The following is a 22,212-nucleotide window of genomic DNA, read 5'->3' as shown; positions in this document are numbered from 1 at the left end:
TTCGGCGCCGATGGCAGGATGTCGGCCACATCCCGCACGCGGCGAAGGGTTGTTGAATGGCCGAGCTGGAACCGGTGGTGTTGCCCGCGAGCGTGGCCGCGTCGCACCTGCGTGCCTGTGCCGAGGCGCTGGCCGCCGCTCCCGGCGTCGAGCTCGCGGAACTCGCCGCTGTCGTCGGGCACGTGGTGAGCGGGCAGCGAAACCTCGCCGAGGCGCTCGAGGCACTGGCGCGGCGGGTGCGAGCAGGCTGCGCCGATCCGGCGCTGGCCGCGGTGCCCACCGCGGACCTCGCCGCACTCGCGGAGGTACTCCAGGCGGCGGCGACGGCGTTCGGCTGTTCGGCGCAGGCGCTCACCGAAAGCGAGCCTTTGGTCGAGACCATCGCCGAAATGGCGGGTGGCCACACCCGTTTGTAGCTGTCGAGCGCGGTAAGGCGCTTACTAGGCTTTTCGGACATGCGCACCGTGTGGAAGGGCACCATCGGCCTCGGCAGCTTCGCCATCCCGGTCAAGGCCTACAGCGCCACGTCCGAGCCGGGCTCCGGCCTGATACAGGTTCACACCACTGACGGCGGCAGGCTCAGGTACCGGCGGGTCTGCGAGGTGGACGGTGCCGAGGTGCCCGCCGAGGAGATCGGTAAGGGCTACCAGTCGGCGGGCGGGGATGTCGTCGTCCTCAGCGAGGAGGAACTCGCCTCGCTTTCGGGCGCGGCCGCGGAGTCGATCCGCATCCATGGCTTCGTGCGCGGCGAGCACATCGACCCGTTGCTGCACGCCAAGAGCTACTACCTGGAGCCGGAGGTCTCGGCCAACAAGCCGTACGTGTTGCTGTGCGAGGCGCTGCGGCTGGCGGACCGGGTGGCGGTGGTGAAAGTGGCGTTGCGGCAACGCGAAACGCTGGGTGTGCTGCGGGTGGCCGATCAGGTGCTGGTACTGCAAACCCTGCACTGGCCACAGGCGGTCCGCGGTGCGGATTTCCCTTTCCTGCACGAGGACGTGGACCTGCGGATGGCGCAGGTGAGGGCGGCGGCGAACCTGATCGAGAACCTGTCCGGCGACTTCGAGCCGCACCGTTTCACCGACGGCTACTCCGAGGCGCTCTCCGCACTCGTCGAGGCCAGGCTGGAAGGCGCGGACGTGGCGCGGCCAACCGAGCCCGCGCAGGAGGAGGGCGTGGTCGAGTTACTCGCGACCTTGCGGGAACACGCCCAGCAGCGCACCGACACCGACCAACTTGCCGCTCGGCGGACTGCCGTGAGCAGGGCAGAGGCGGCCGCGGGTGAGGCGAAGCAGGCCGAGCGTAAGGCCCGCAAGGCGGCGTCGAAAGCTCGCGCGGCGCCGAAGGGCAGCCACTGAGCACCGAGACGAGTAGATCTACTCACGCGTGCTCGGTGTCTTCACGCTGCCGTGACAACCTCCTCGCCCGGCAGGGTGGTAAGCGCCTCGGTGAGTTGCCCGGTTCGGTTCCGATCGCCTGGTACTGGGGGTCTGGCGAACGTCACCGGGACCGCTCGGGAACCGCCGAGGATCCGCCGCCCGGCCGGCGTAGGGGGAGCACACACCGGCCGGGCGGACCGGCGGGCGGTCAAGGTCGTCTACCCTGGAATGTCGTCGGCCCCGCGAGCCGGCCGAGAACCCACCGACCCGCTGGAGCGTGCATCCCGTGTTCGACACACTCTCCGATCGGCTCACGTCGGTCCTGCAGAACCTGCGCGGCAAGGGCAAGCTCTCCGACGCGGACATCGACGCGACGGCAAGAGAGATCCGGATCGCTCTGCTCGAGGCCGACGTCGCCTTGCCGGTGGTGCGGGCCTTCATCGGGCATGTCAAGGAGCGCGCGAAGGGCGCCGAGGTCTCGCAGGCGCTCAACCCCGCCCAGCAGGTCGTCAAGATCGTCAATGAGGAACTCGTCGCGATCCTCGGCGGTGAGACCCGCAGGCTGAACCTTGCCAAGAACCCGCCGACGGTGATCATGCTCGCCGGTCTGCAGGGCTCCGGTAAGACCACGCTCGCCGGCAAGCTCGCGATGTGGCTGAAGAAGCAGGGCCACGCGCCGCTGCTGGTGGCGTGCGACTTGCAGCGACCCAACGCGGTCACCCAGCTTCAGGTGGTCGGCGAGCGGGCGGGAGTTCCGACGTTCGCGCCCGAACCGGGCAACGGCGTCGGTGACCCCGTCGACGTCGCCCGGCGATCCATCGACGAGGCCAAGCGTGCCCAGCACGACGTGGTGGTCGTCGACACCGCGGGCCGCCTCGGCGTGGACGAGGAGATGATGCGGCAGGCCGCCGACATCAGGGACGCGGTAAGGCCGGACGAAACGCTGTTCGTGGTGGACGCCATGATCGGTCAGGACGCCGTCACCACGGCTGAGGCGTTCCGCGACGGTGTCGGATTCTCCGGCGTCGTGCTCACCAAGCTCGACGGCGACGCTCGTGGTGGCGCGGCGCTGTCGGTGCGGCACGTCACCGGTCAGCCGATCCTGTTCGCCTCCAACGGGGAGAAGCTGGAGGACTTCGACGTCTTCCACCCCGACCGCATGGCCAGTCGCATCCTCGGTATGGGCGACATGCTCACCCTGATCGAGCAGGCGGAGCAGGCGTTCGACCAGGAGAAGGCGGAGGAGGCGGCCGCCAAACTCGGCGCCGGCGAGCTGACGCTTGAGGACTTCCTCGAACAGATGCTGGCCGTGCGCAAGATGGGGCCGATCGGCAACCTGCTCGGCATGCTGCCCGGTGCCGGGCAGATGAAGGACCAGCTCGCCCAGGTCGACGACGCGCACCTGGACCGGTTGCAGGCGATCATCCGAGGGATGACCCCCGAGGAGCGGGCCAACCCGAAGATGATCAATGCCTCGCGCAGGCAGCGGATCGCCCGCGGCTCTGGTGTCGCCGTACGGGACGTCAACGATCTGGTGAACCGCTTCTTCGAGGCCCGCAAGATGATGCAGCAGATGGCGGGCAGGTTCGGCTTCGGCGGCGGTCCCGGCGCAGGCAAGAAGAACCGCAAGGGCAAGAAGGGCAAGAAGGGCAAGGGGCGCGGTCCCACGCAGCCCAAGGTGCGTGGTGGCTTCCCCGGTGGCCTGCCGGGCGGCTTCCCTCCCGCGGCAGGCGGCGGTGGCATGCCCGACCTGTCCCAGCTCGGCGGCGGCCTCAATGACCTTCCGCCCGGCTTCGATCCCGCGAAACTGAAGCTGCCGAAGAAGAAGTAGCCGAGGTCGCACATGTACCACCTGCGTGGCGCGGTGCTGCCCGGGGGCGAGGAACGGGACGTCTGGATCGCCGGAGGGCGGATTTCCTTCACCCCCGTCGAGCCCGCCGAGCCGCTTGACGGAGCGTTCCTGCTGCCCGGTCTGGTCGACGCCCACTGCCATCCCGGTATCGGGGTCGGCGGACCGACGACGCTCGAGGAGGCCACCGAGCAGGCGCTGATCGACCGTGACGCCGGGACGCTGCTGATCCGTGACTGCGGGCTGCCCATCGACGCCAGTCCGCTGCAACGCAGGGACGACCTGCCACGCATCATCCGCGCCGGACGGCACCTGTCGCTGCACAAGCGCTACGTCCCCGGACTCGGTATCGATCTGGACTCACCCGACGACCTGCCCGCGGCTGTCGCCGAGCAGGCCGCCGCAGGGGACGGCTGGGTGAAACTCGTCGGCGACTGGATCGATCGTGCCGCGGGCGATCTGGCGCCGTTGTGGCCCGACGAGGTGTTGGCAGAGGCGGTGCGTGTCGCGCACGACGCGGGCGCTCGGGTGACGGCCCACGTGTTCGGAGAGGCGGCGCTGCCCGGGCTGATCGGCGCCGGGATCGACTGCCTCGAACACGGCACGGGCCTGTCGGGTGAACTGCTGGGTGAGCTGGCTCGCACCGGCACGGCGCTGGTGCCCACGCTGATCAACATCGAGAACTTCCCCCGGATCGCCGACCAGGCGACGAAGTACCCCACCTACGCGGCGCACATGCGAGCCCTGCACGCCGGGGTGCGCGACATGGTCGGCGCGGCTCTCGACGCGGGGGTGCCCGTGTACGCGGGCACCGATGCGGGCGGCATGGTGGACCACGGCAGGCTGGTGGACGAACTCGAGGCGCTGCACCGGGCCGGCATGAGCACTGAGCAGGCGCTGGCCTCGGGATGCTGGGCTGCCCGCGACTGGCTCGGCCATCCCGTGATCACCGACGGTGCACCCGCTGACCTGCTCGTCTTCGACTCAGATCCACGGCAGGATCTCGACGTGCTTCGCAGGCCCCTGCATATCGTGCTGCGGGGAACCGTGATCAAGTGACACAGCGCGCGGTCACTTATGGTGGCGTTGGGGGCCGTGACGGCTGGTCACGGGCCGCGACGACACAGCGGGAGGCCTGGTGCAGCGCGAGGGCGACGACCGGCCGGTGCCGCCGGTAAGGACCGGCCTGGTTCTCGGCGCCCACTGGGGGTTGCTGGCTTTCGTGCTCGCGCTCGGCGGGTACTACGCCGTCTCGCTGGCGTTGTCCGCGCTGGCCACGATCGACGCCGCTGACCCAACGGGCATCCGGCTGCCGCAGTTGGGGCCGCTGGTGCTACTCGCGTTCGTGCCCAACATCCTGCTCGGGCTCGTTCCCTGGCTGGGTTCGCTGCGCTGGGGCAACGGGGTACGGGCCGACTTCGGGCTGCTGCCCACCGGGCGAGACCTCAAGGTCGGGCTTGCCTGCGGTGGCTTCGCCCTGCTCGCCGGTTACCTGCTCAACCTGATGCTGCTTCAGATCTACGGCAGCGAGCGGATGTCAGGGCCGTTGACCGAGGTCTTTCGCGGGGTCTCCGCCGAGGTCGGTTGGCTCGTGCTGGCCGCGATCGTCGTGGTCGTCGGTGCGCCACTGACGGAGGAGTTGCTCTTTCGTGGCGCGCTGTGGAACGGGCTGGCGCACTACCGCATTCCGAACTGGGCGATCCTGCTGCTCACCGCGTTGCTGTTCGCGCAGCTACACGGCGAGCCTGCCCGTACCGTTGCCCTGCTCGCACAGGGCGTGGCCATCGGGTCGGCCAGGCTCATCACCGGGCGGGTGGGGGCGAGCATGGTGGCGCACGCGACGAACAACCTGCCCGCCGCGCTGTTTCTGCTCATTGGGTCGTAACCGACCGTGTGCGGCCAGTAGGCTCTGCCTACGGTATTCCAGGTGTCCGGTACACGGGGGAAGGATCGGCGTGACGTCACCGAACTCGCCAGAACCGGTGCCAGACGTCGAGCCGACCACGTCCGCCCCCCACGTTCGCGCGGTGCCCGAATACCCGTCACACCGATGGGGGTTCGGGGCGTTCTTGCTGGTGGAGGCCGTGCTGCTGGCGACAGCGGCGTTCGTCGGGGTCTTTCTCGGCCGGGGCTCGCTTGCTTCACTGCCGGTGGGGGACGTGCTGGTCGGCACGATGTTGCCCACGCTGTTCGCCGCGCTGGCGGCGCTGGCGATAACAAAGCTGAGAGGCAACGGCCCGGTTATCGATCTGCGCCTCTCGTGGCGCTGGGACGATGTCCGGGTCGGGTTGAAGTTCGGTGTGCTCGGCGTGGTGTGCACGACCGTCGGCGTGCTCGTCTGGACCGAGGTGGTCGGTGAGCACAACGCCACCTCGGCGATCAGCGCGCTGGTGCATGACAAACCGATGTCGGTCTCCGCGGCGATCGCGATGTTCGGTTACCTGTGGCTGCTGGGCCCCGTCTGCGAGGAGATCATCTACCGGGGTCTGCTGTGGGGCGCGACCGAACGCCTGGAGTGGGGCAAGGAGAAGTGGGGCAGGCTGGCGGCGTTCGTGCTCTCCACGGCCGTGTTCGCGGTGAGCCATCTCGAGCCGCTACGCACCTCGCTGCTGCTTGTGATCGCGATACCAATCGGACTCGCGCGACTGGTCACCGGCAGGCTGCTGAGCAGCATCGTGGCCCACCAGATGAACAACTTCCTGCCCGCACTGGCGATCCTGCTCACCACGCTCGGAGTTGTGAGCGGGTAGGCCTACGCGGGCGAGGCGGACAGCCACAGGTGTGCGGCGAGGCCGAACCCTGCCAGCGCGATGCTGATCCGCAACGGCCGCTCCGGCAACCGTCGCACGGCGGCGGGTCCGAGCCACGAGCCCAGCAGCGCGCCCATGCCGAGGACAGCGGCGGCGAGCCAGTCGACGGGGGCGAGAAAGGCGTAGGCGAGCGCCGCGGTCGCGTTGGCCGCGCCGGTGGCGAGGTTCTTCACGGCATTGGTCACCGGCAGCGGTTCGGTCACCGCCGCCGACAGCACGGCGAGCATCAGCACACCGGCGCCCGCGCCGAAGTAGCCGCCGTACACGGCGACCAGTACCACCGCCACGGCCGACGGCACCGCCGAGCCACCCTCCCCGCCCTCGGTCCTCGCCCTGTCGGCGGCATCCCGTATCCGGTCCCTGAACAGCAGCAGGCCCGAGCCAAGCGCGATCAGCCACGGCACGATGAGTTCGAACGCCGAAGTGGGGGTGGTGAGCAGCAGCACGGCGCCTGCGGAGCCGCCCAGCACGGCCATGCCGAGCAGTCTGCCGAGTCGCCTGCGTTGCCCACGCAACTCGGCGCGCGACCCGGCGGCGGAGCCCACCGCGGTGGACAGCATCGCCACGGTGTTCGTCACATTCGCCGCGATCGGCGGCAGTCCCGCGGCGAGCAAGGCGGGGTAGCTGAACAGTGAGGCCAGACCGGCCATGGAGCCGGCCAGACCCGCCGCGAGGCCCGCCAGGGCCAGCAAGCCCGTGGAGGTGAGGGTCAACCCGTGCTCCCGGCGGGCGGCACGGTGGTGGTGAGCCGTCTCCGGCGGTGTCGGTCGAGTCCCCGGATGCCAGCCACGGGGTCAGCCTATGGAGGTACGGTTAGGGCGCCCGTCACATCGAGCTGGCCAGCCGCGAGCACTCCCCGGGGACGGTCATGCTGGGCGGTCTGGCAAAATGGTGGCTTGCCCGCTCCGGTCCGGGCCCTCTCACCGTGCCGGGGCGACACCCATACCTGCGGGCATTCGGATCCGGCTCCCCACTCGGATCGTGTCCCGACCCGAGTACCGAGAAACGACAGGAGTACCCACACCCGTGGCTGTCAAGATCAAGCTGCAGCGCCTCGGCAAGATTCGCGCGCCCTACTACCGCATCGTCGTCGCGGACGCGCGCACCCGCCGGGACGGCAAGGCCATCGAGACCATCGGCAAGTATCACCCCAAGGAGAACCCGAGCTTCATCGAGGTCGACTCCGAGCGGGCGCAGTACTGGCTGAGCGTCGGGGCGCAGCCCACCGAGCCGGTGCAGCGCATCCTCGAGGTCACCGGCGACTGGCAGAAGTACAAGGGGCTGCCCGGCACGGAGGGCAAGCTGCGCAGGCCCGAACCCAAGCCGTCCAAGCAGGACTTGTTCAACGCCGCGCTGGCTGCCGCCAACGAGGAGCCCGCCACCGAGGCCACCACCCAGAAGAAGCGTGGCGGCGGTAAGAAGGCCGACGCCGACAAGTCCGACAAGGCTGCCGAGGCCCAGTCCGACAAGGCCGAGAAGGCCGAGAAGTCTGAGAAGGCCGAGAAGTCTGAGAAGCCTGAGAAGGCCGACGGCGAGAAGAAGGCCGACGAGGCGTGAGCTTCCTGGCCGACTCGCTCGAACACCTGGTGCGCGGCATCGTCGACAACCCTGACGACGTGCGCGTCGAGCTGATCACCACACGTCGAGGCCGCACTCTTGAGGTGCACGTGCACCCGGACGACCTCGGCAAGGTGATCGGTCGCGGGGGTCGCACAGCCACGGCGCTGCGCACCGTGATGGGGTCCGTCGGCGGGCGGGGAGTCCGCGTCGACGTGATCGACACCGACCGCTGAGCGCCGCACCGTGCAGGTCGTCGTCGGCCGGGTCGCGAAGGCGCACGGTCTTCACGGGGAACTGGCCGTGGACGTGCGCACCGACTCACCGCAGGAACGGTTCGCGCAGGGCTCGGTGCTGCTCGCGAGCCTGCGAGGCGGCGTGACGAAACGGGTTACCGTGGCGGCCGTCCGCCCACATGGCGGGCGGCTGCTGGTGCGCTTCACCGAGGCGGACGGCCGCAGCGCGGCCGAGGAGCTGCGCGGCGCGATGCTGCTGGCCGACACCGCCGATCTGCCGCCGATCGAGGACCCGGACGAGTTCTACGACCACGAACTCGAAGGCCTGCGTGTGGAACTGACCGACGGCACGGTGGTCGGCAGCGTGCGCGAGGTCATTCACTCGCCTGGGGCTGAGTTGCTGGCCGTCGATCGCGGCGACCGTGAGGCCCTGGTGCCGTTCGTGGCGGCGATAGTGGTGCAGGTGGACGTCGCCGGAGGCAGGGTCGTGATCGATCCGCCGGAAGGGCTGCTGGACTCCTGATGCGGATCGACGTCGTCACGATCTTTCCCGAGTACCTTCAGCCACTGCGTGCGGCGCTGTTGGGCAGGGCGATCGACCGTGGGCTCATCGAGGTGGGAGTGCACGACCTGCGCGAGTGGACCTACGACGTGCACAGGGCGGTGGACGACGCACCGTACGGCGGCGGTCCCGGCATGGTGATGAAGCCGCAGGTGTGGGGCGAGGCCCTCGACGAGGTGTGCACACCGGACAGCAGGCTCGTCGTGCCGACGCCCGCGGGCCGTCCGTTCACGCAGGAGCTCGCGCGCGGCTACGCCGAGCAGCGGCACCTGGTGTTCGCCTGCGGCCGCTACGAGGGCATCGACCAGCGGGTTATCGACGACGCCGCCCGCCGGATACCGGTGGACGAAGTGTCCATCGGCGACTACGTACTGGTGGGCGGTGAGGCCGCGGTACTGGTCATCGTCGAAGCCGTCGTGCGGTTGTTGCCCGGTGTGCTCGGCAATCCGGTGTCGGCCGAGCAGGACTCGTTCTCCGACGGGCTGCTCGAAGGTCCCAGCTACACCCGACCGGAGGTGTGGCGCGGGCTGGCGGTGCCGGAGGTGCTGCGCTCCGGAAACCATGCCTTGATCGAGCGGTGGCGCAGGGACAAGGCGCTGGAGCGGACGTACGAACGCCGCCCCGACCTGCTGGAACGACTCCCGGAAGGTAGCCTGGGCAGCGCGGACCGCGCCGTGCTCGACCGCCTTCGCGGGGAGCCCGATGACCGCGCATCGAGCTGATCTGCCATACTTGACCGGTTGGCGCGACGTGATCATGCGCCGAGCTCCTGGGCCGCCCGCTGTCAGGTACGGCCGCGTGCCCGGATCGATGTGAAGCCACACAAGGACGAGGACGGACACCGATGAACACCCTGGACGCGTTGGACGCTCAGTCGCTGCGTTCCGACATTCCGCACTTCCGCCCGGGCGACACGCTGAAGGTTCACGTCCGAGTTATCGAGGGCAATCGCGAGCGCAACCAGGTCTTCCACGGCGTAGTCATTCGTCGCCAGGGCGGAGGCATCCGCGAGACCTTCACCGTCCGCAAGATGTCCTTCGGCGTGGGAGTCGAGCGCACCTTCCCGGTGCATTCGCCCAACATCGCCAAGATCGAGGTGGACAAGCGCGGCGACGTCCGCAGGGCGAAGCTGTACTACCTGCGTGACCTTCGCGGCAAGGCCGCCAAGATCAAGGAGCGCAGGGAACGGTCCTCCGCGTCCTGAAGTAATCGCCCGGTTACCGTAGCCTGACGTCGTGGTCGAACCTGTGCCTTCAAACGCCGCCGAAGACGAGCCGCAGCGCCCCGAGGACAACGATCCACAGGGGAGTTCGGACGGCTCCGGTTCGGCGCGATCCGCGTCCGGTGACGAGCCCGGGGAAACCAGTCCCTCCGAAGCGGAGGCGCGCTGGCAGCGAAAGCAGAAGAAGCAGCGCTCCTTCTGGAAGGAACTGCCGATTCTGATCGTCATCGCGCTCGTGCTGGCGTTTCTGATCCAACAGTTCCTGGCTCGCGTCTACATGATTCCGTCGGGTTCGATGGAGCAGACGCTGCACGGCTGTGTTGGCTGCACGCCGGACCGGATACTGGTCGACAAGGTCACCTACGACTTCAGTGAGCCGTCGCCCGGTGACGTGGTGGTGTTCCGTGGCCCCGACGCGTGGCTGGAGAACGACGCACCCGCGCAGTCCTCAGGCAACGCCGTCGCCCGGTTCCTGCAGAGCATCGGGTCCGCCTTCGGGCTAGCCCCACCGGATGAGCGTGACTTCGTCAAGCGGATTATCGCCACCGGCGGGCAGACCGTAGAGTGTTGCGACGACCGCAATCGGGTGACAGTGGACGGTCAGCCGTTGGACGAGCCCTACATCTACTGGCAGGGCGAGCCGGTTCAGCGAGACTTCGGGCCGGTGACCGTGCCGAAGGGCACCGTCTGGGTGATGGGCGACAACCGCAACAACTCCTCGGACTCCCGGTACCAGGGCGGCGGCGGCGAGCGTGGTGCCGTGCCGGTCGAGAACATCATCGGCAAGGCGAGGCTCATCGTGTTGCCGCCCTCCCGCTGGGGGGTCGTCAGCGACCACAATCCGCAGCAGCAGCAGGCCGCCGCGCTGGAGGCTTCCCCGTGGCAGCAGGGTCTGCCGCTGGGAGCGGGCGCGTTGGCGGCGTGGCCTACCCTGGCGCTTGGCAGGCGCGCAGGCGCGCGATTGCACGGGATGGTCACACGAAGGCGGTAACCGCAGTGAGCGCTGGTTCCACGAGCGTTCCGCGTCCACCGCGCGCCGTGATCCGCGGCGACACCTCGTGGGCACTGCAAGCCGCGCTGGTCCGTCGCGGACTCGGTCCGGTGGCGGGTGTGGATGAGGCCGGGCGCGGCGCCTGCGCTGGTCCACTGGTGGTGGCTGCCTGTGTGCTGCGGCCCGGTGACGGCGCTCGCCTACCGGAGTTGACTGATTCCAAGCTGCTCACCCCATTGGCCCGCGAGCGGGTCTACGAGCGGGTGGTGCGGCGCGCGCTCGACTATTCCATCGTGGTGATCTCTGCGGCCGAGGTGGACGCGCGCGGTATCCACGTGATGAACATCGAGGGGATGCGCCGCGCGGTGGCGAGATTGTCGTCGGCGCCGGGCTACGTGCTCCTCGACGGTTTCCGGGTTCCGGGGCTTCCCGCACCGAGCCTGCCGGTGGTAAAGGGGGACCGCGCGGTGGCCTGCGTGGCGGCGGCGTCGGTGCTTGCCAAAGTGACCAGGGACCGCATCATGACGGCACTGCACGACGAGCACCCGGTGTACGGCTTCGACGTGCACAAGGGCTACACGACCGAGGAACACGGCGCCGCGCTGACCGAGTACGGGCCCAGCGAGGTGCATCGCTGGTCGTACGCCAATGTCGCCAAGGCCGCGGCCAGGCATGGTGCGTGCCCCCCTCGTGAAGTCCTGCTCAGCGCGGCGGCGTTGCACGCGAGCGTGCCGGTACGTGCCAGGGACACCCGAGTGAGCGAGAATGGAGCTTCCGCCGACAACGGCTTGCGAGGAGGGGCTCGGATTTCATGAGCGCAGAGGATCTCGAGAAGTACGAGACCGAGATGGAACTGTCGCTGTATCGCGAGTACCGCGACATCGTCAGTCAGTTCTCGTACGTCGTGGAGACCGAGCGGCGGTTCTACCTTGCCAACGCCGTGGACGTGCAGGTGCGTGACAGTGGCGGTGAGGTCTACTTCGAAGTGCGGATGTCCGACGCGTGGGTATGGGACATGTACCGCCCGGCCCGTTTTGTGAAGAACGTTCGAGTTATCACGTTCAAAGACGTCAACGTCGAAGAGTTGGACAAGCCGGAACTGCGGCTGCCGGAGGACGGCCCGTTCGGTGGCTGAGCGCTGATCCCCGCCACCGCGCCGGTGCACGGCCAGTGCCCGCCATGCACGGGAGAACCCGCGGTCGCTGTGTCGATAGCGCCCCGCTGAACGCGGCTGGAAGACGGGCATGTTGGGGCAAGCCGGGCAGGTCCGGCAAGTGGGGCATGTGGGGGACTGTCCTGCTGATTGGTATCCCGGTTGGACGGTAACGGGATCGTAGCTTAGCCGCGGTCACCCGTTCCTCGAGTTCGGCTTCTTGCCGTTCCCGCCGATTTGTCCACAACACCGCTGTTGTCCACAGGGCGGCGGTGTCGGCGTGGCCCGAGATACCGGCGCGCTGGCAGCGTCGGTAGCCGAAGGACGAACGACGGAACCGGGGGGTGAAGTGGGTGACCAGCGTTGTGCGGTTGGTCCGCACTACGGATCGGCCATCGCGGCTCACGCTGGGTCGCACGGGCGAGGAGTTGGCTTCGGAGCACCTGCGTGGGCAGGGACTCACCGTGCTGAGCCGCAACTGGCGTTGCCGGGAAGGCGAGCTGGATGTCATCGCCACCGACGGCGAGCGGTTGATCGTGTGCGAGGTGAAGACCCGGTCCGGGCGGCGCTTCGGCGCTCCGGAGGAGGCGGTCACGGGCGACAAGCAGGCACGCATCCGCAGACTGGCGGGCAGGTGGTTGGCGACCTACCGGGTTGCGTGGTGTCCCGTGCGGTTCGACGTGATCGCCATCGACTGCCCACCGGGCGCGGAACCAAGAGTGCGGCACATCGCGGGAGCGTTCTGATGGCGCTGGCGCGTGCCTGGTCGGTCGCGTTGCTGGGGATCGACGGCAGGTTGGTCGAGATCGAGGCCGACATCGGAGCGGGCATGCCAGGTACCAAACTGGTCGGCCTTCCTGATCCAGGACTGCGGGAAGCCAAGGACCGGGTACGGGCGGCCGTGCGCAACAGCGGCCAGAAGTGGCCTGAAAGCGCTGTCACTCTCGGGCTATCGCCCGCCAACCTGCCGAAGGTCGGCTCCGGCTACGACCTCGGCATCGCGGCGGCCGTGCTGGCCGCCTCCGGCTCGGTGCCCGCGACCAAGCTCAGCGGGACCGTGCTGCTCGGCGAACTCGCCCTCGACGGGCGGGTGCGTCCCGTTCGAGGCGTGCTGCCCGCCGTGCTGGCCGCTCGTGGCGCGGGCTACCGGCGCGCTGTCGTCGCCGCCGACTCACTCGGTGAAGGAGGTCTGGTCGACGGCATCGAGGTATTCGGAGCGGGACGGCTGCTCGAGGTGGTCGAATGGTTGAAGGACGAGCGGGAACTCGCGCCCGCGGAAGCTCCAACGGATCACGAGGTCGCCGAGGTCGCCGATCTCGCCGACGTGGTGGGCCAGCCTGAGGCGCGGTGGGCACTGGAGGTGGCGGCCGCGGGCGGACACCACCTGTTGATGGTCGGCCCACCCGGGGTCGGCAAGACGATGCTCGCCAAACGGTTGCCTGGACTGCTGCCGCACCTTTCCGACGAGGAATCACTGGAAGTAACAGCTGTGCATTCCGTTGAGGGCTCACTGCACGCGGCCTCCCCGTTGGTGCGTGTTCCTCCGTTCGTCGCGCCACACCATTCGATCTCGGTGGCCGCTCTGGTGGGCGGTGGCAGCGGTCTGGCGATGCCGGGAGCCATCAGCAGGGCTCACCGAGGCGTGCTGTTCCTGGATGAGGCGGCCGAGTTCAGCGGTGAGCGGCTGGAGGCGCTGCGTACGGTGCTGGAGGAGTGTGAGGTCAGGATCGCCCGGGCGCGCGGCGTCGTCCGCTACCCTGCGTCCTTTCAGCTGGTCCTGGCTACCAATCCGTGCCCGTGCGCACCTCCTCGCGAGACGGACTGTTCGTGTTCTCCGGCAGCGCGGCGCCGGTATCTGGGCAGACTCTCCGGCCCCTTGCTGGACCGGATCGATTTGCGAGTGCGGATGCGGCCGATCACCGCGATGCGGGTTCACGACGACGCCAAACCCGAGAGCACCGAACAGGTACGAAGTCGGGTGCTGCGGGCTCGGCAGCGTGCAGCCGAACGCTGGGCGGAGCACGGATGGCGCACCAATGCGCAGGTTCCTGGGCCGATGCTGCGTAAGGAGTTCAAGCTACCTCGCAGGGTGACCGCACTGCTGGATCGTGGCCTCGACCGCGGCGCCATCACCGCGAGAGGTGCCGACCGGTGTATGCGGATCGCATGGACCCTTGCCGACCTCGCTGACTCACAGTGCCCCGACGCCGACCATGTAGCTGCGGCACTGGAGTTCCGCGACCGCAGGGCAGCCTGAGCGGGACGGGGCAGGTGACAGCGACCGTCGGCTCCACCGAGCTGCACGACCGGAGTAGTGGAGGGTCGCGCCCGACTTGCCGCGGCCCTGGCGACCGTCGTGGCATCGCAGGGCGGGTACGTGGCAACGCCGGCCGGCTCGTCGACGGCCCCGCGCGCGGCCGGTGCCGAGATGGTGTACGTGGCCGGTTCAGCGAGTGCTTGCGGCACCGGTGGCTGCTGTGTGGTTGGCACGGACCGGCGTGTGCCGGGAGGCGGCCACGACGTGGGGCTGAGCGACATGCACGAGATGACATCGCCGGATGCGCCTTCGGCAGGCGCAGGCACGAGCCGGAGTTACGCGGGCAGGGAAGTTCGTGGAGGAGTTGGTGGCCATGTGCGAAGCGCAGCGGCAGGCGGCCGGGGACGCCGACAGGTGGACTGAGCGGCTGGCGCGCGCGTACCTGCTGCGCGTCGCCGAACCTCCGGCCCCTGCGCTGGTGCGGTTCGTAGCTGAACGGGGTCCGGTTCGCGCTGCGGCGCTGGTTCGACGTGGTGACGTGCCCGATGCCGTGGCCTGCGAGACCGGCGCGCGCAGAGAGTTGGAGTTGGCTGAGCGTGATCTGCACGAGGCGGCTGAGTTCGGAGCCAGGCTGGTGATCCCCGAGGACGACGAGTGGCCCGCATGGCCGCTGCTCTGTCTCGATGTCGCCACCGGGCGGGGGCAACGCGATGTCGCCCCACCGCTCGGTTTCTGGGTTCGCGGTGGCGGCAGGTTGGACGCCATGGTGTCCGATGCTGTGGCCGTCGTTGGGGCTCGCGCCGCGACGCAGTACGGCGAGCACGTCGCGGCCGAACTCGGCTACGCGCTGGCCGAAGCTGGTTATGCGGTGGTTTCGGGCGCGGCCTACGGAATCGACGGAGCGGCTCACCGCGGGACACTGGCGGCAGGCGGTGCGACCTTGGCCGTGCTCGGCTGTGGTCTGGACGCAGGCTACCCGGCCGGGCACGTGAGCTTGCTGAACCGGGTTGCCGAGCGAGGGACCGTGCTGACCGAATACCCGCCCGGCACCACACCGGCCCGCCACCGATTTCTGGTACGTAACCGTCTCATCGCGGCGCTGTCGGCGGGAACAGTCGTGGTCGAGGCAGGCAGGCGCAGCGGCGCCAGGAACACCGCCGCCACTGCCGGTGAGCTCGGAAAGGTGGTCATGGCCGTGCCCGGCCCGGTCGGATCGGCGCTCTCGGTGGGATGCCACGAGTTGATCAGGGAATCACACGCCACACTGGTGGCCTCAGCCGGCGACGTACTGGAGACGGTGGGAAAACTGGGCACGGTGGCCAAGCGCGGTACCGGGGCCGGACAGCGGCCCACCGACGGGCTGGACACGGACGGACTGCGCGTGCACGACGCACTCGCCGAACGCACGGGCAAAGCACCCGAGCAGGTCGCGACGGAATCGGGAGTACCGCTGGCTCGGGTTCGTGCCTTGCTGCCGAAGCTGGAACTGGACGGGCTCGCCATACCAAGCGAAAGCGGTTGGCGCCGCGCAAGGTCGGCACCGGGTCGGGGCAGCGGAGGCCGTTAGCCGTCCTACGGCGACCGAAGTAACCCCGGCTTGCTCATGACAGCACCGATGGCGCAGCCCACGGTCAGGCTCGCCCAAGCGGCTCCGCCACGCTGACGACAGTGGTGGCGAGCACTTTGGCTCGCCACCAGTGGTGCAGGTGCGGCGGCGCTACGGTGCTCCGGCGTGGTGCGCTGCGGTCTGCGGTCTGCGGTCTGCGGTGCGGAGTGCGGTGCGATCTGCGGTGCGCGGTGCGATCTGCGGTGCGCGGTGCGGTCTGCGGGCGCGGTATGGCGCAGAATCGCCGCTTGGCTTGCGGGGCATGGCGTTGATTCCGTCAAGCATCACTCGCCTGTGGCGCGGCGTTCGCGAATCCGGCTGGGGGAGCGGCTCCTACTTTGGGCAGAACCGGTGGCGGTATGTCGATGATCTCGACCTGAGCGTGCCGGTGTGGCGATGCTTGACCAGCGCGACCGCGTGCCTCAGCGTCATTGGCATGACGTCATCAGATGGTCGCGCACCGTCAACGCGCGCGACACGTGTGCGTGGGAGCGGTGGGAGCCGGGCGCGCACGCGGGCAGAGCTGCCCGCCGAGGCGGCCGCCCTGGTGGCCGCCTACGAACGGCATCTGCATGCCGAACGTGGTCTTTCCCCGCATACGGTCCGGGCGTATGTGGGCGATGCCGTCTCGTTGCTCGGCTTCCTGTACAGCGCCGCTGTCGCGGGCGCCGGGGAACTCGCCGATCTCGATGTCGGGGTGCTGAGGGCGTGGCTGGCTGACCAACGTAGCGCGGGCCGCAGCCGCAGCACGCTCGCGCGCCGTGCTGCTTCCTCGCGCACGTTTACCGCGTGGGCGCACGCCAGGGGAGAACTCGACTTCGACCCAGGTGCCCGACTGGTCGCTCCCAGAGCGCACCGCGCACTGCCGGGGCTGCTCAGGCCGCAGCAGGCGAACAGCCTGCTGCGCGCGTCCGAATCCGGTGCGGCGGAGCAGGACCCGGTCGCGCTGCGTGATCATGCCTTGCTCGAGTTGCTGTACGCCACAGGTGTGCGAGTCTCAGAACTGTGCGGACTCGATCTGGACGACGTCGACTTCGACCGCAGGGTCGTCCGCGTGTTGGGAAAGGGGAGCAAAGAGAGAATGGTGCCGTTCGGGCAACCCGCGGAACGCGCGCTTCGGACATGGATCGAAGGCGGGCGTCGCCTACTGGCGACCGAGTCGTCCGGGGCCGCGCTCTTTCTCGGCGCCAAGGGCAGGCGGGTGGGCCCAAGGACGGTGAGGCGGGTGGTACACGCCGCTGTGGCGGCGGTGCCGGGGGCCACTGACATGGGGCCGCACGGCTTGCGACACTCCGCGGCGACCCATCTCCTCGAAGGCGGCGCCGATCTTCGCAGCGTTCAGGAACTGCTCGGTCACGCTACGCTAGCCACGACGCAGCTCTACACCCACGTGACCGTCGAGCGGCTGAAGGCGATCCATGACCGAACCCACCCCCGTGCCCAATGACGCCGGTGGAGATTCGGCCGACCCGGAACGCGCGCGGGTGCGTCCCGAAGGAGACGGTCGCGCCGTGAACACGCAGCTCACCAGACCTGCCGACGATACCGCGAGCGGTTCGTCCGACGGTGCCGCCGATGCCGACACAACCATCGACTCGCTGTGGCGAAAGTTCGTCAGCTGCCCGAACCAGCGGATTCGCGACCGGCTGGTGCTGCACTACGCTCCGCTCGTCAAGTATGTCGCGGGCCGGGTCGGCACCGGCCTGCCCAACCACGTCGATGTCGCCGACTTGATCCAGTCCGGCATTTTCGGGCTGGTCGACGCGATCGAGAAGTTCGACCCCGACCGCGGTCTCCGGTTCGAGACCTACGCCATGCAGCGCATCCGCGGTGCCATCCTGGATGACCTGCGGGCCCAGGACTGGGTTCCTCGGGTGGTCCGCAGCCGAGCGCGCGAGGTCGAACGCGCATTCGATCGCCTGGGAGCGCGGCTGCATCGCACACCGACCGACGCCGAGGTGGCAGCCGAACTGGGCATCACACTGCAGGAGCTGCGCGATCTGTACGGCCAACTGCGGTTGACCAGCGTCGTGGCCCTCGACGACCTGGTCGGAGCGGGCAGGGAGAGCGGTTCACCCGTGGACGCGCTGCCGGACGCCGACGCGGTTGACCCAGCTGCGGTCCTGGAGGACCGGGACAACCGCAGACAGCTCGCCGAAGCGATCGCACAGCTCAACGAACGCGACCGGATCGTCGTCAGCCTCTACTACTTCGAAAGCCTCACCCTGGCCGAGATCGGGAAGGTGCTTGGCGTCACGGAGTCGCGCGTAAGCCAGCTGCATACCCGAGCCGTGCTCAGACTGCGTGCCAAACTCGGCGAGCAAGCCAACGCCTGAGCCGAGCACCCCGACTCCGGTGGTGCCGCGCGCCACCCCGAGCAGCGCTGTGCCCGGGTTGTGAACGAGTGGGCCTGTGTCGAAGCACGCGTTGGTGGGCGCGGTGTTCGGGTCTGTGGGTGGTGCTCGGGTTGGCGTGGCTTTCACCGCGTTGGGGGCACTGTGTTCGGGTTCCGAACATGTGTGCTGTGCTGCGGTAGCGCACGTTTCGGGGTGTGGTGTTCGGTCCCGCAACGTCCTGCTTGTGTCGGGTTTGCGGTTGGGGTGGGACGGGTGCTCGGGTTGTGGCGCGGTCTTCCCGTGTCGGGGCGCTGTGCTGGGTTTTTGAACATTTGTGTCGCACTGAGGCAGCGCACAGGTCCGGGGCGCGATGCTTGTCTCGGGGGCGTGAGGTGCGTGTCGGGGAGCGCTTCGTTCGGGTTCGGAACGCGGTGGTTGTATCGGCACGCGGTGCGCTCCGACTTGAGGCACCCCTCACGTCTGAGGAGATCGCGAGCGAACGTGTCCTGAACGCGGGCTTGTGTACTGCGACAGCGCGCAGGTCCCTGACGTGATGCTCTGGGTCGGCGGCGCAGACGCTGGCGAGGCCGCGTGGAACCCGCGGGCTTTTGGTCACCGGTGCCACGGTTTCAGTCGTAGAGTCGGGCCAGCCAGCACGAGGCGAAGCGGGTCGAGGTACTCCTCGCCCCGGCGCAGCCCCCAGTGCAGGCATGCGGCTACCTGCTGGGGACAGCCTGGGTGTCCTGCGACGACCGTGCCTAGGGGCTGGCCCGCCGTCACCTGGTCGCCCTCGGCCACGGTGGGCAGCAGCGGTTGGTAGGTGGTGCGTAGCCCGCCTTCGTGATCGATGGACACAACCCCGCGTCCCGCCACCGTGCCCGCGAACACGACGGTGCCGTCCGCCGCCGCGAGTACCTGCTGCCCGGCGGTGGCAGCCAGGTCCACGCCCCGATGCCCCGCCGCGTAGGGATGTGGCAGCTCGTCGAAACCACGCGTCACCGGGGGTGGAGGCCACAGTGGCCACCGCGAGCGCATCCGCGCCGCCTCGCTGGGCGGTGGCCGGGCGGGTGATCGTGGTGGGGTCAGCTGTGTGGTGGACTGCGAGCCGGGGTGGCTCTGTCTGCCGAGGTCGGCCGCGAACTGCTCCCGCGACTGAACCGCGGCCCGCGGTGTCGTGCCCGTGACCTTCGCCGGCGCCGATGGCGGCGCCGCCGCGGGCAGACAGGTGAGCAGGGCGGCCAGTAGCGCCAGCAGTGGGCCGCTCTGGGTGATTGGGGGAGATCCGTGCATGAACCCACGGTGGCGCAGCAGGGGATGGGGTGGAGGGGAAATGTGCTGGGCTGTGGACAACCGGGTGGGAAACGGATGGATGTGGACAGGCCTACCGGGCAACGCGCCGCCGGTTAGAGCGGCTCAGGGGGTGCGGCGTACACTCACGTACGCGGTCTGTGTACGCACAGACTGACTTCGCGTGCACGTGTGCGTTCCGCCCGGTCTCGGAATTCGAGGGAATTCGAGGGAATTCGAGGGTAGGGGCAACGGAACGGACGGCGCTCGGCGGTCCCGTGGTTGGCAGATGCGGCAACGGGTCCGAGTGTCGGCACGGCACCAGGGCGGCTGGCCACCCGGGCAGTCGCGACAACCGGCCCCGCGTGCCGGGCAGGCGCTCGACACGCTCAACACAGAAGAGGTGCGGATCCGGCCATGGCCGTCGTCACCATGAAGCAGTTGCTCGATTCCGGCGTGCACTTCGGGCACCAGACTCGACGCTGGAACCCGAAGATGAAGCGCTACATCCTCACCGAGCGCAACGGCATCTACATCATCGACCTGCAGCAGACCCTCTCCTACATCGACCGCGCGTTCGAGTTCGTCAAGGAGACGGTCGCGCACGGTGGCACGATCCTGTTCGTCGGCACGAAGAAGCAGGCCCAGGAGGCCATCGCCAACGAGGCGCTGCGCGTGGGCATGCCGTTCGTGAACCAGCGCTGGCTCGGCGGGATGCTGACGAACTTCCAGACCGTGCACAAGCGTCTGCAGCGGCTGAAGGAACTGGAGTCGCAGGAGCAGACCGGCGGTTTCCAGGGACTGACCAAGCGCGAGATCCTCACCCTCACCCGCGAGAAGGACAAGCTGGAGAAGACCCTCGGCGGGATCAGGGACATGGCCAAGGTGCCGAGCGCGGTGTGGATCGTGGACACCAAGAAGGAACACATCGCGGTCGGCGAGGCTCGCAAGCTCAACATCCCCGTCGTCGCGATCCTCGACACCAACTGCGACCCGGACGAGGTCGACTACCCGATCCCGGGCAACGATGACGCGATCCGCTCGGCGGCACTGCTGACGAAGGTCGTCGCCGAGGCCGCGGCCGCCGGTCTGATGGCTCGCTCCGGTCGCAACGGCGCCGCCCCCGAGGGCGAGGACAAGCCGCAGGCCCCCGGTGTTGCAACGGACGAGCCGCTGCCTGAGTGGGAACAGGAACTGCTGGCGGGCTCCGACGCGGGCGCCTCCTCAGGGCAGCCGACGGCGTCCTGACCGAAGTCGACCACTTCACCCACGGACCTCACGAAGGAACGGAACACGCACGATGGCGAACTACACCGCGGCAGACGTCAAGCGCCTCCGCGAGCTCACCGGCTCCGGCATGATGGACTGCAAGAAGGCGCTCGAGGAGAACGAGGGCGACTTCGACAAGGCTGTCGAGTACCTGCGCATCAAAGGTGCGAAGGATGTCGGCAAGCGCGCGGAGCGAGCGACCGCCGAGGGCCTCGTCGCCGGTGACGGCGGCGTGCTGATCGAGCTCAACTCCGAGACCGACTTCGTCGCCAAGAACGAGGAATTCGTCCAGCTCGCCGACAAGATCGTCGAGGCTGCCAAGCAGGCGCGCACCGACGACGTCGAGCAGCTCAAGCTCGCCGAGGTCGACGGCAAGACCGTGAACGAGCTCATCCAGGAGCTGTCCGCCAAGATCGGCGAGAAACTGGAGCTGCGCCGCGTGGCGGTCTTCGACGGCAAGGTCAGCACCTACCTGCACCGCCGGGGTGCGGGGCTACCGCCCGCGGTCGGTGTGCTGGTGGAGTACACCGGCGACGACGCCGACGCCGCCCGTAACGCGGCGCTGCAGGTGGCCGCGCTCAAGCCCCGGTACCTGACCAGGGACGACGTGCCCGCGGACGCGGTCGAGAACGAGCGGCGCATCGCCGAGCAGACCGCCCGCGAGGAGAACAAGCCCGAGCAGGCGCTGCCGAAGATCGTCGAAGGCAAGGTCAACGCGTTCTTCAAGGACGTGGTCCTGCTCGAGCAGCCGTCGGTCACCGACAGCAAGAAGACGGTCAAGGCTCTGCTCGACGCGGCGGGCGTCACCGTGACCCGGTTCGTTCGCTTCGAGGTCGGCCAGCAGTAGACCGAGCACGGCACATGTGCCCCGTCTCCCGCCAGTTCAGGAGGCGGGGCACAGTTGTGAGAGACCGCGGTACACACCAGCACGACAGTCGGCGGAGGCGAAGATGAACGAGGTCGGCGGCGGCAAGCTCGGTCGTGGCTACCGGCGGGTGCTGCTCAAGCTCGGCGGCGAGATGTTCGGCGGGGGAGCGGTGGGGGTGGACCCTGACGTGGTGCATTCCGTCGCCGTCCAGATCGCCGATGTCGTGCGCACCGGCGTGCAGATGGCTGTCGTCATCGGCGGCGGCAACTACTTCCGGGGTGCTGAGCTTTCCCAGCGTGGCATGGATCGTGATCGGGCCGACTACATGGCGATGCTCGGCACGGTGATGAACTCGCTGGCGTTGCAGGACTTCCTCGAGAAGGAGGGCGTACCCACCCGAGTCCAGACCGCGATCACGATGGGACAGGTCGCAGAGCCCTACATCCCGCGCAGGGCCGAACGGCACCTCGAGAAGGGGCGTGTGGTGATCTTCGGCGCGGGCACCGGGATGCCGTACTTCTCCACGGACACCGCCGCCGCCCAACGGGCGTTGGAGATCGGCTGCGACGTCGTGCTGATGGCCAAGGCCGTGGACGGCGTCTACACCGCCGATCCCAAGCGTGACCCCGGCGCGAAGCTGTTCGAAGAGATCAGCCACCGCGAGGTCCTCGAACAGGGACTCAAGGTCGCCGACGCCACGGCCTTCAGCCTGTGCATGGACAACAACATGCCGATCATCGTTTTCAACCTCCTCACCGAGGGCAACATCGCACGGGCGGTGAGTGGTGAGAGGATCGGCACACTCGTCAGTACACCCACACACCTGGAGTAGC

24 protein-coding genes are annotated in these 22,212 nt (G+C 68.8%); 22 read left to right on the top strand and 2 right to left on the bottom strand.

Annotation, left to right across the window (positions count from 1 at the left end; genetic code table 11):
• Nucleotides 1–56: 56 nt before the first annotated feature.
• The 6 genes from FHU38_RS19530 (at nucleotide 57) to FHU38_RS19505 (ending at nucleotide 5,975) form a co-directional block, all read left to right on the top strand.
• Nucleotides 57–416 (top strand): hypothetical protein, encoded by a 360-nt coding sequence (locus tag FHU38_RS19530; RefSeq protein WP_167173489.1) that lies wholly within the window; start codon nucleotides 57–59, stop codon nucleotides 414–416.
• A gap of 39 nt (nucleotides 417–455) precedes the next feature.
• Nucleotides 456–1,355, top strand: coding sequence for a non-homologous end joining protein Ku (ku, locus tag FHU38_RS19525; protein ID WP_167173487.1), 900 nt, complete (start codon nucleotides 456–458; stop codon nucleotides 1,353–1,355).
• Nucleotides 1,356–1,662: 307 nt separating this feature from the next.
• Nucleotides 1,663–3,207, top strand: a complete 1,545-nt coding sequence (ffh, locus tag FHU38_RS19520; protein ID WP_167173485.1) for a signal recognition particle protein — start codon at nucleotides 1,663–1,665, stop codon at nucleotides 3,205–3,207.
• Nucleotides 3,208–3,219: 12 nt separating this feature from the next.
• The gene (locus FHU38_RS19515) at nucleotides 3,220–4,284 is read left to right on the top strand and encodes an amidohydrolase family protein (RefSeq protein ID WP_167173482.1); all 1,065 of its coding nucleotides are present in this window, start codon (nucleotides 3,220–3,222) and stop codon (nucleotides 4,282–4,284) included.
• Between the two features lie 79 nt (nucleotides 4,285–4,363).
• Nucleotides 4,364–5,110: a CPBP family intramembrane glutamic endopeptidase gene (locus tag FHU38_RS19510; protein WP_313886833.1), complete on the top strand. Its 747-nt coding sequence runs from the start codon at nucleotides 4,364–4,366 to the stop codon at nucleotides 5,108–5,110.
• A gap of 70 nt (nucleotides 5,111–5,180) precedes the next feature.
• Nucleotides 5,181–5,975 (top strand): CPBP family intramembrane glutamic endopeptidase, encoded by a 795-nt coding sequence (locus FHU38_RS19505; RefSeq protein ID WP_390623309.1) that lies wholly within the window; start codon nucleotides 5,181–5,183, stop codon nucleotides 5,973–5,975.
• Nucleotides 5,976–5,977: 2 nt separating this feature from the next.
• On the opposite strand, the gene FHU38_RS19500 is transcribed toward FHU38_RS19505, so the two are convergent.
• Nucleotides 5,978–6,748, bottom strand: coding sequence for a sulfite exporter TauE/SafE family protein (locus tag FHU38_RS19500; protein WP_167173481.1), 771 nt, complete (start codon nucleotides 6,746–6,748; stop codon nucleotides 5,978–5,980).
• A 313-nt stretch (nucleotides 6,749–7,061) separates the two neighbouring features.
• Here FHU38_RS19500 and rpsP point away from each other — a divergent pair, with 313 nt between their 5' ends.
• The 13 genes from rpsP to FHU38_RS19435 all read left to right on the top strand — a co-directional run bounded on the left by rpsP (nucleotide 7,062) and on the right by FHU38_RS19435 (nucleotide 17,955).
• Nucleotides 7,062–7,592: a 30S ribosomal protein S16 gene (rpsP, locus tag FHU38_RS19495; RefSeq protein WP_167173478.1), complete on the top strand. Its 531-nt coding sequence runs from the start codon at nucleotides 7,062–7,064 to the stop codon at nucleotides 7,590–7,592.
• Nucleotides 7,589–7,828: an RNA-binding protein gene (locus FHU38_RS19490; RefSeq protein ID WP_009153028.1), complete on the top strand. Its 240-nt coding sequence runs from the start codon at nucleotides 7,589–7,591 to the stop codon at nucleotides 7,826–7,828. The genes rpsP and FHU38_RS19490 overlap by 4 nt, the downstream gene beginning before the upstream one ends.
• 10 nt (nucleotides 7,829–7,838) lie before the next feature.
• Complete coding sequence (rimM, locus tag FHU38_RS19485; protein ID WP_167173476.1) at nucleotides 7,839–8,351, top strand: ribosome maturation factor RimM; 513 nt, start codon at nucleotides 7,839–7,841, stop codon at nucleotides 8,349–8,351.
• Entirely contained in the window at nucleotides 8,351–9,112 is a 762-nt protein-coding gene (gene trmD, locus FHU38_RS19480) for a tRNA (guanosine(37)-N1)-methyltransferase TrmD (protein ID WP_167173474.1), read from the top strand. Before rimM ends, trmD begins: the two co-directional genes overlap by 1 nt.
• 122 nt (nucleotides 9,113–9,234) lie before the next feature.
• The gene (gene rplS, locus FHU38_RS19475; RefSeq protein ID WP_167173472.1) at nucleotides 9,235–9,594 is read left to right on the top strand and encodes a 50S ribosomal protein L19; all 360 of its coding nucleotides are present in this window, start codon (nucleotides 9,235–9,237) and stop codon (nucleotides 9,592–9,594) included.
• Between the two features lie 31 nt (nucleotides 9,595–9,625).
• Entirely contained in the window at nucleotides 9,626–10,603 is a 978-nt protein-coding gene (gene lepB, locus FHU38_RS19470) for a signal peptidase I (protein WP_390623308.1), read from the top strand.
• Between the two features lie 5 nt (nucleotides 10,604–10,608).
• Nucleotides 10,609–11,418, top strand: a complete 810-nt coding sequence (locus tag FHU38_RS19465; RefSeq protein WP_167173469.1) for a ribonuclease HII — start codon at nucleotides 10,609–10,611, stop codon at nucleotides 11,416–11,418.
• On the top strand, nucleotides 11,415–11,738 hold the full coding sequence (locus FHU38_RS19460) for a DUF2469 domain-containing protein (protein WP_009153034.1): 324 nt from the start codon (nucleotides 11,415–11,417) through the stop codon (nucleotides 11,736–11,738). The genes FHU38_RS19465 and FHU38_RS19460 overlap by 4 nt, the downstream gene beginning before the upstream one ends.
• A gap of 371 nt (nucleotides 11,739–12,109) precedes the next feature.
• On the top strand, nucleotides 12,110–12,502 hold the full coding sequence (locus FHU38_RS19455; RefSeq protein ID WP_313886832.1) for a YraN family protein: 393 nt from the start codon (nucleotides 12,110–12,112) through the stop codon (nucleotides 12,500–12,502).
• Nucleotides 12,502–14,013 (top strand): YifB family Mg chelatase-like AAA ATPase, encoded by a 1,512-nt coding sequence (locus tag FHU38_RS19450; protein WP_167173467.1) that lies wholly within the window; start codon nucleotides 12,502–12,504, stop codon nucleotides 14,011–14,013. The genes FHU38_RS19455 and FHU38_RS19450 overlap by 1 nt, the downstream gene beginning before the upstream one ends.
• A gap of 373 nt (nucleotides 14,014–14,386) precedes the next feature.
• On the top strand, nucleotides 14,387–15,580 hold the full coding sequence (gene dprA / locus FHU38_RS19445; RefSeq protein WP_167176308.1) for a DNA-processing protein DprA: 1,194 nt from the start codon (nucleotides 14,387–14,389) through the stop codon (nucleotides 15,578–15,580).
• Nucleotides 15,581–16,055: 475 nt separating this feature from the next.
• A complete protein-coding gene (locus tag FHU38_RS19440; protein WP_243852299.1) occupies nucleotides 16,056–17,066 on the top strand; it encodes a tyrosine recombinase XerC in 1,011 nt (336 codons plus the stop codon).
• Complete coding sequence (locus FHU38_RS19435; protein ID WP_167173465.1) at nucleotides 17,038–17,955, top strand: FliA/WhiG family RNA polymerase sigma factor; 918 nt, start codon at nucleotides 17,038–17,040, stop codon at nucleotides 17,953–17,955. The genes FHU38_RS19440 and FHU38_RS19435 overlap by 29 nt, the downstream gene beginning before the upstream one ends.
• 612 nt (nucleotides 17,956–18,567) lie before the next feature.
• Here FHU38_RS19435 and FHU38_RS19430 read toward each other — a convergent pair.
• Entirely contained in the window at nucleotides 18,568–19,245 is a 678-nt protein-coding gene (locus FHU38_RS19430) for a M23 family metallopeptidase (protein WP_390623307.1), read from the bottom strand.
• 414 nt (nucleotides 19,246–19,659) lie between these two features.
• On the opposite strand from FHU38_RS19430, the gene rpsB reads away from it, so the two are divergent.
• The 3 genes from rpsB to pyrH all read left to right on the top strand — a co-directional run bounded on the left by rpsB (nucleotide 19,660) and on the right by pyrH (nucleotide 22,211).
• Nucleotides 19,660–20,490, top strand: a complete 831-nt coding sequence (gene rpsB, locus FHU38_RS19425) for a 30S ribosomal protein S2 (protein ID WP_167173463.1) — start codon at nucleotides 19,660–19,662, stop codon at nucleotides 20,488–20,490.
• A 52-nt stretch (nucleotides 20,491–20,542) separates the two neighbouring features.
• On the top strand, nucleotides 20,543–21,358 hold the full coding sequence (tsf, locus tag FHU38_RS19420) for a translation elongation factor Ts (protein WP_167173460.1): 816 nt from the start codon (nucleotides 20,543–20,545) through the stop codon (nucleotides 21,356–21,358).
• Nucleotides 21,359–21,461: 103 nt separating this feature from the next.
• Nucleotides 21,462–22,211, top strand: a complete 750-nt coding sequence (gene pyrH / locus FHU38_RS19415; protein ID WP_167173458.1) for a UMP kinase — start codon at nucleotides 21,462–21,464, stop codon at nucleotides 22,209–22,211.
• The last annotated feature ends 1 nt before the right edge of the window (nucleotide 22,212 follow it).

This window comes from Saccharomonospora amisosensis, assembly GCF_011761185.1.
GTDB classification, from domain to species: domain Bacteria; phylum Actinomycetota; class Actinomycetes; order Mycobacteriales; family Pseudonocardiaceae; genus Saccharomonospora_A; species Saccharomonospora_A amisosensis.
The sequence above is the reverse complement of the archived record's forward strand: the minus strand, read 5'-3'. Positions and strand labels throughout refer to the sequence as shown.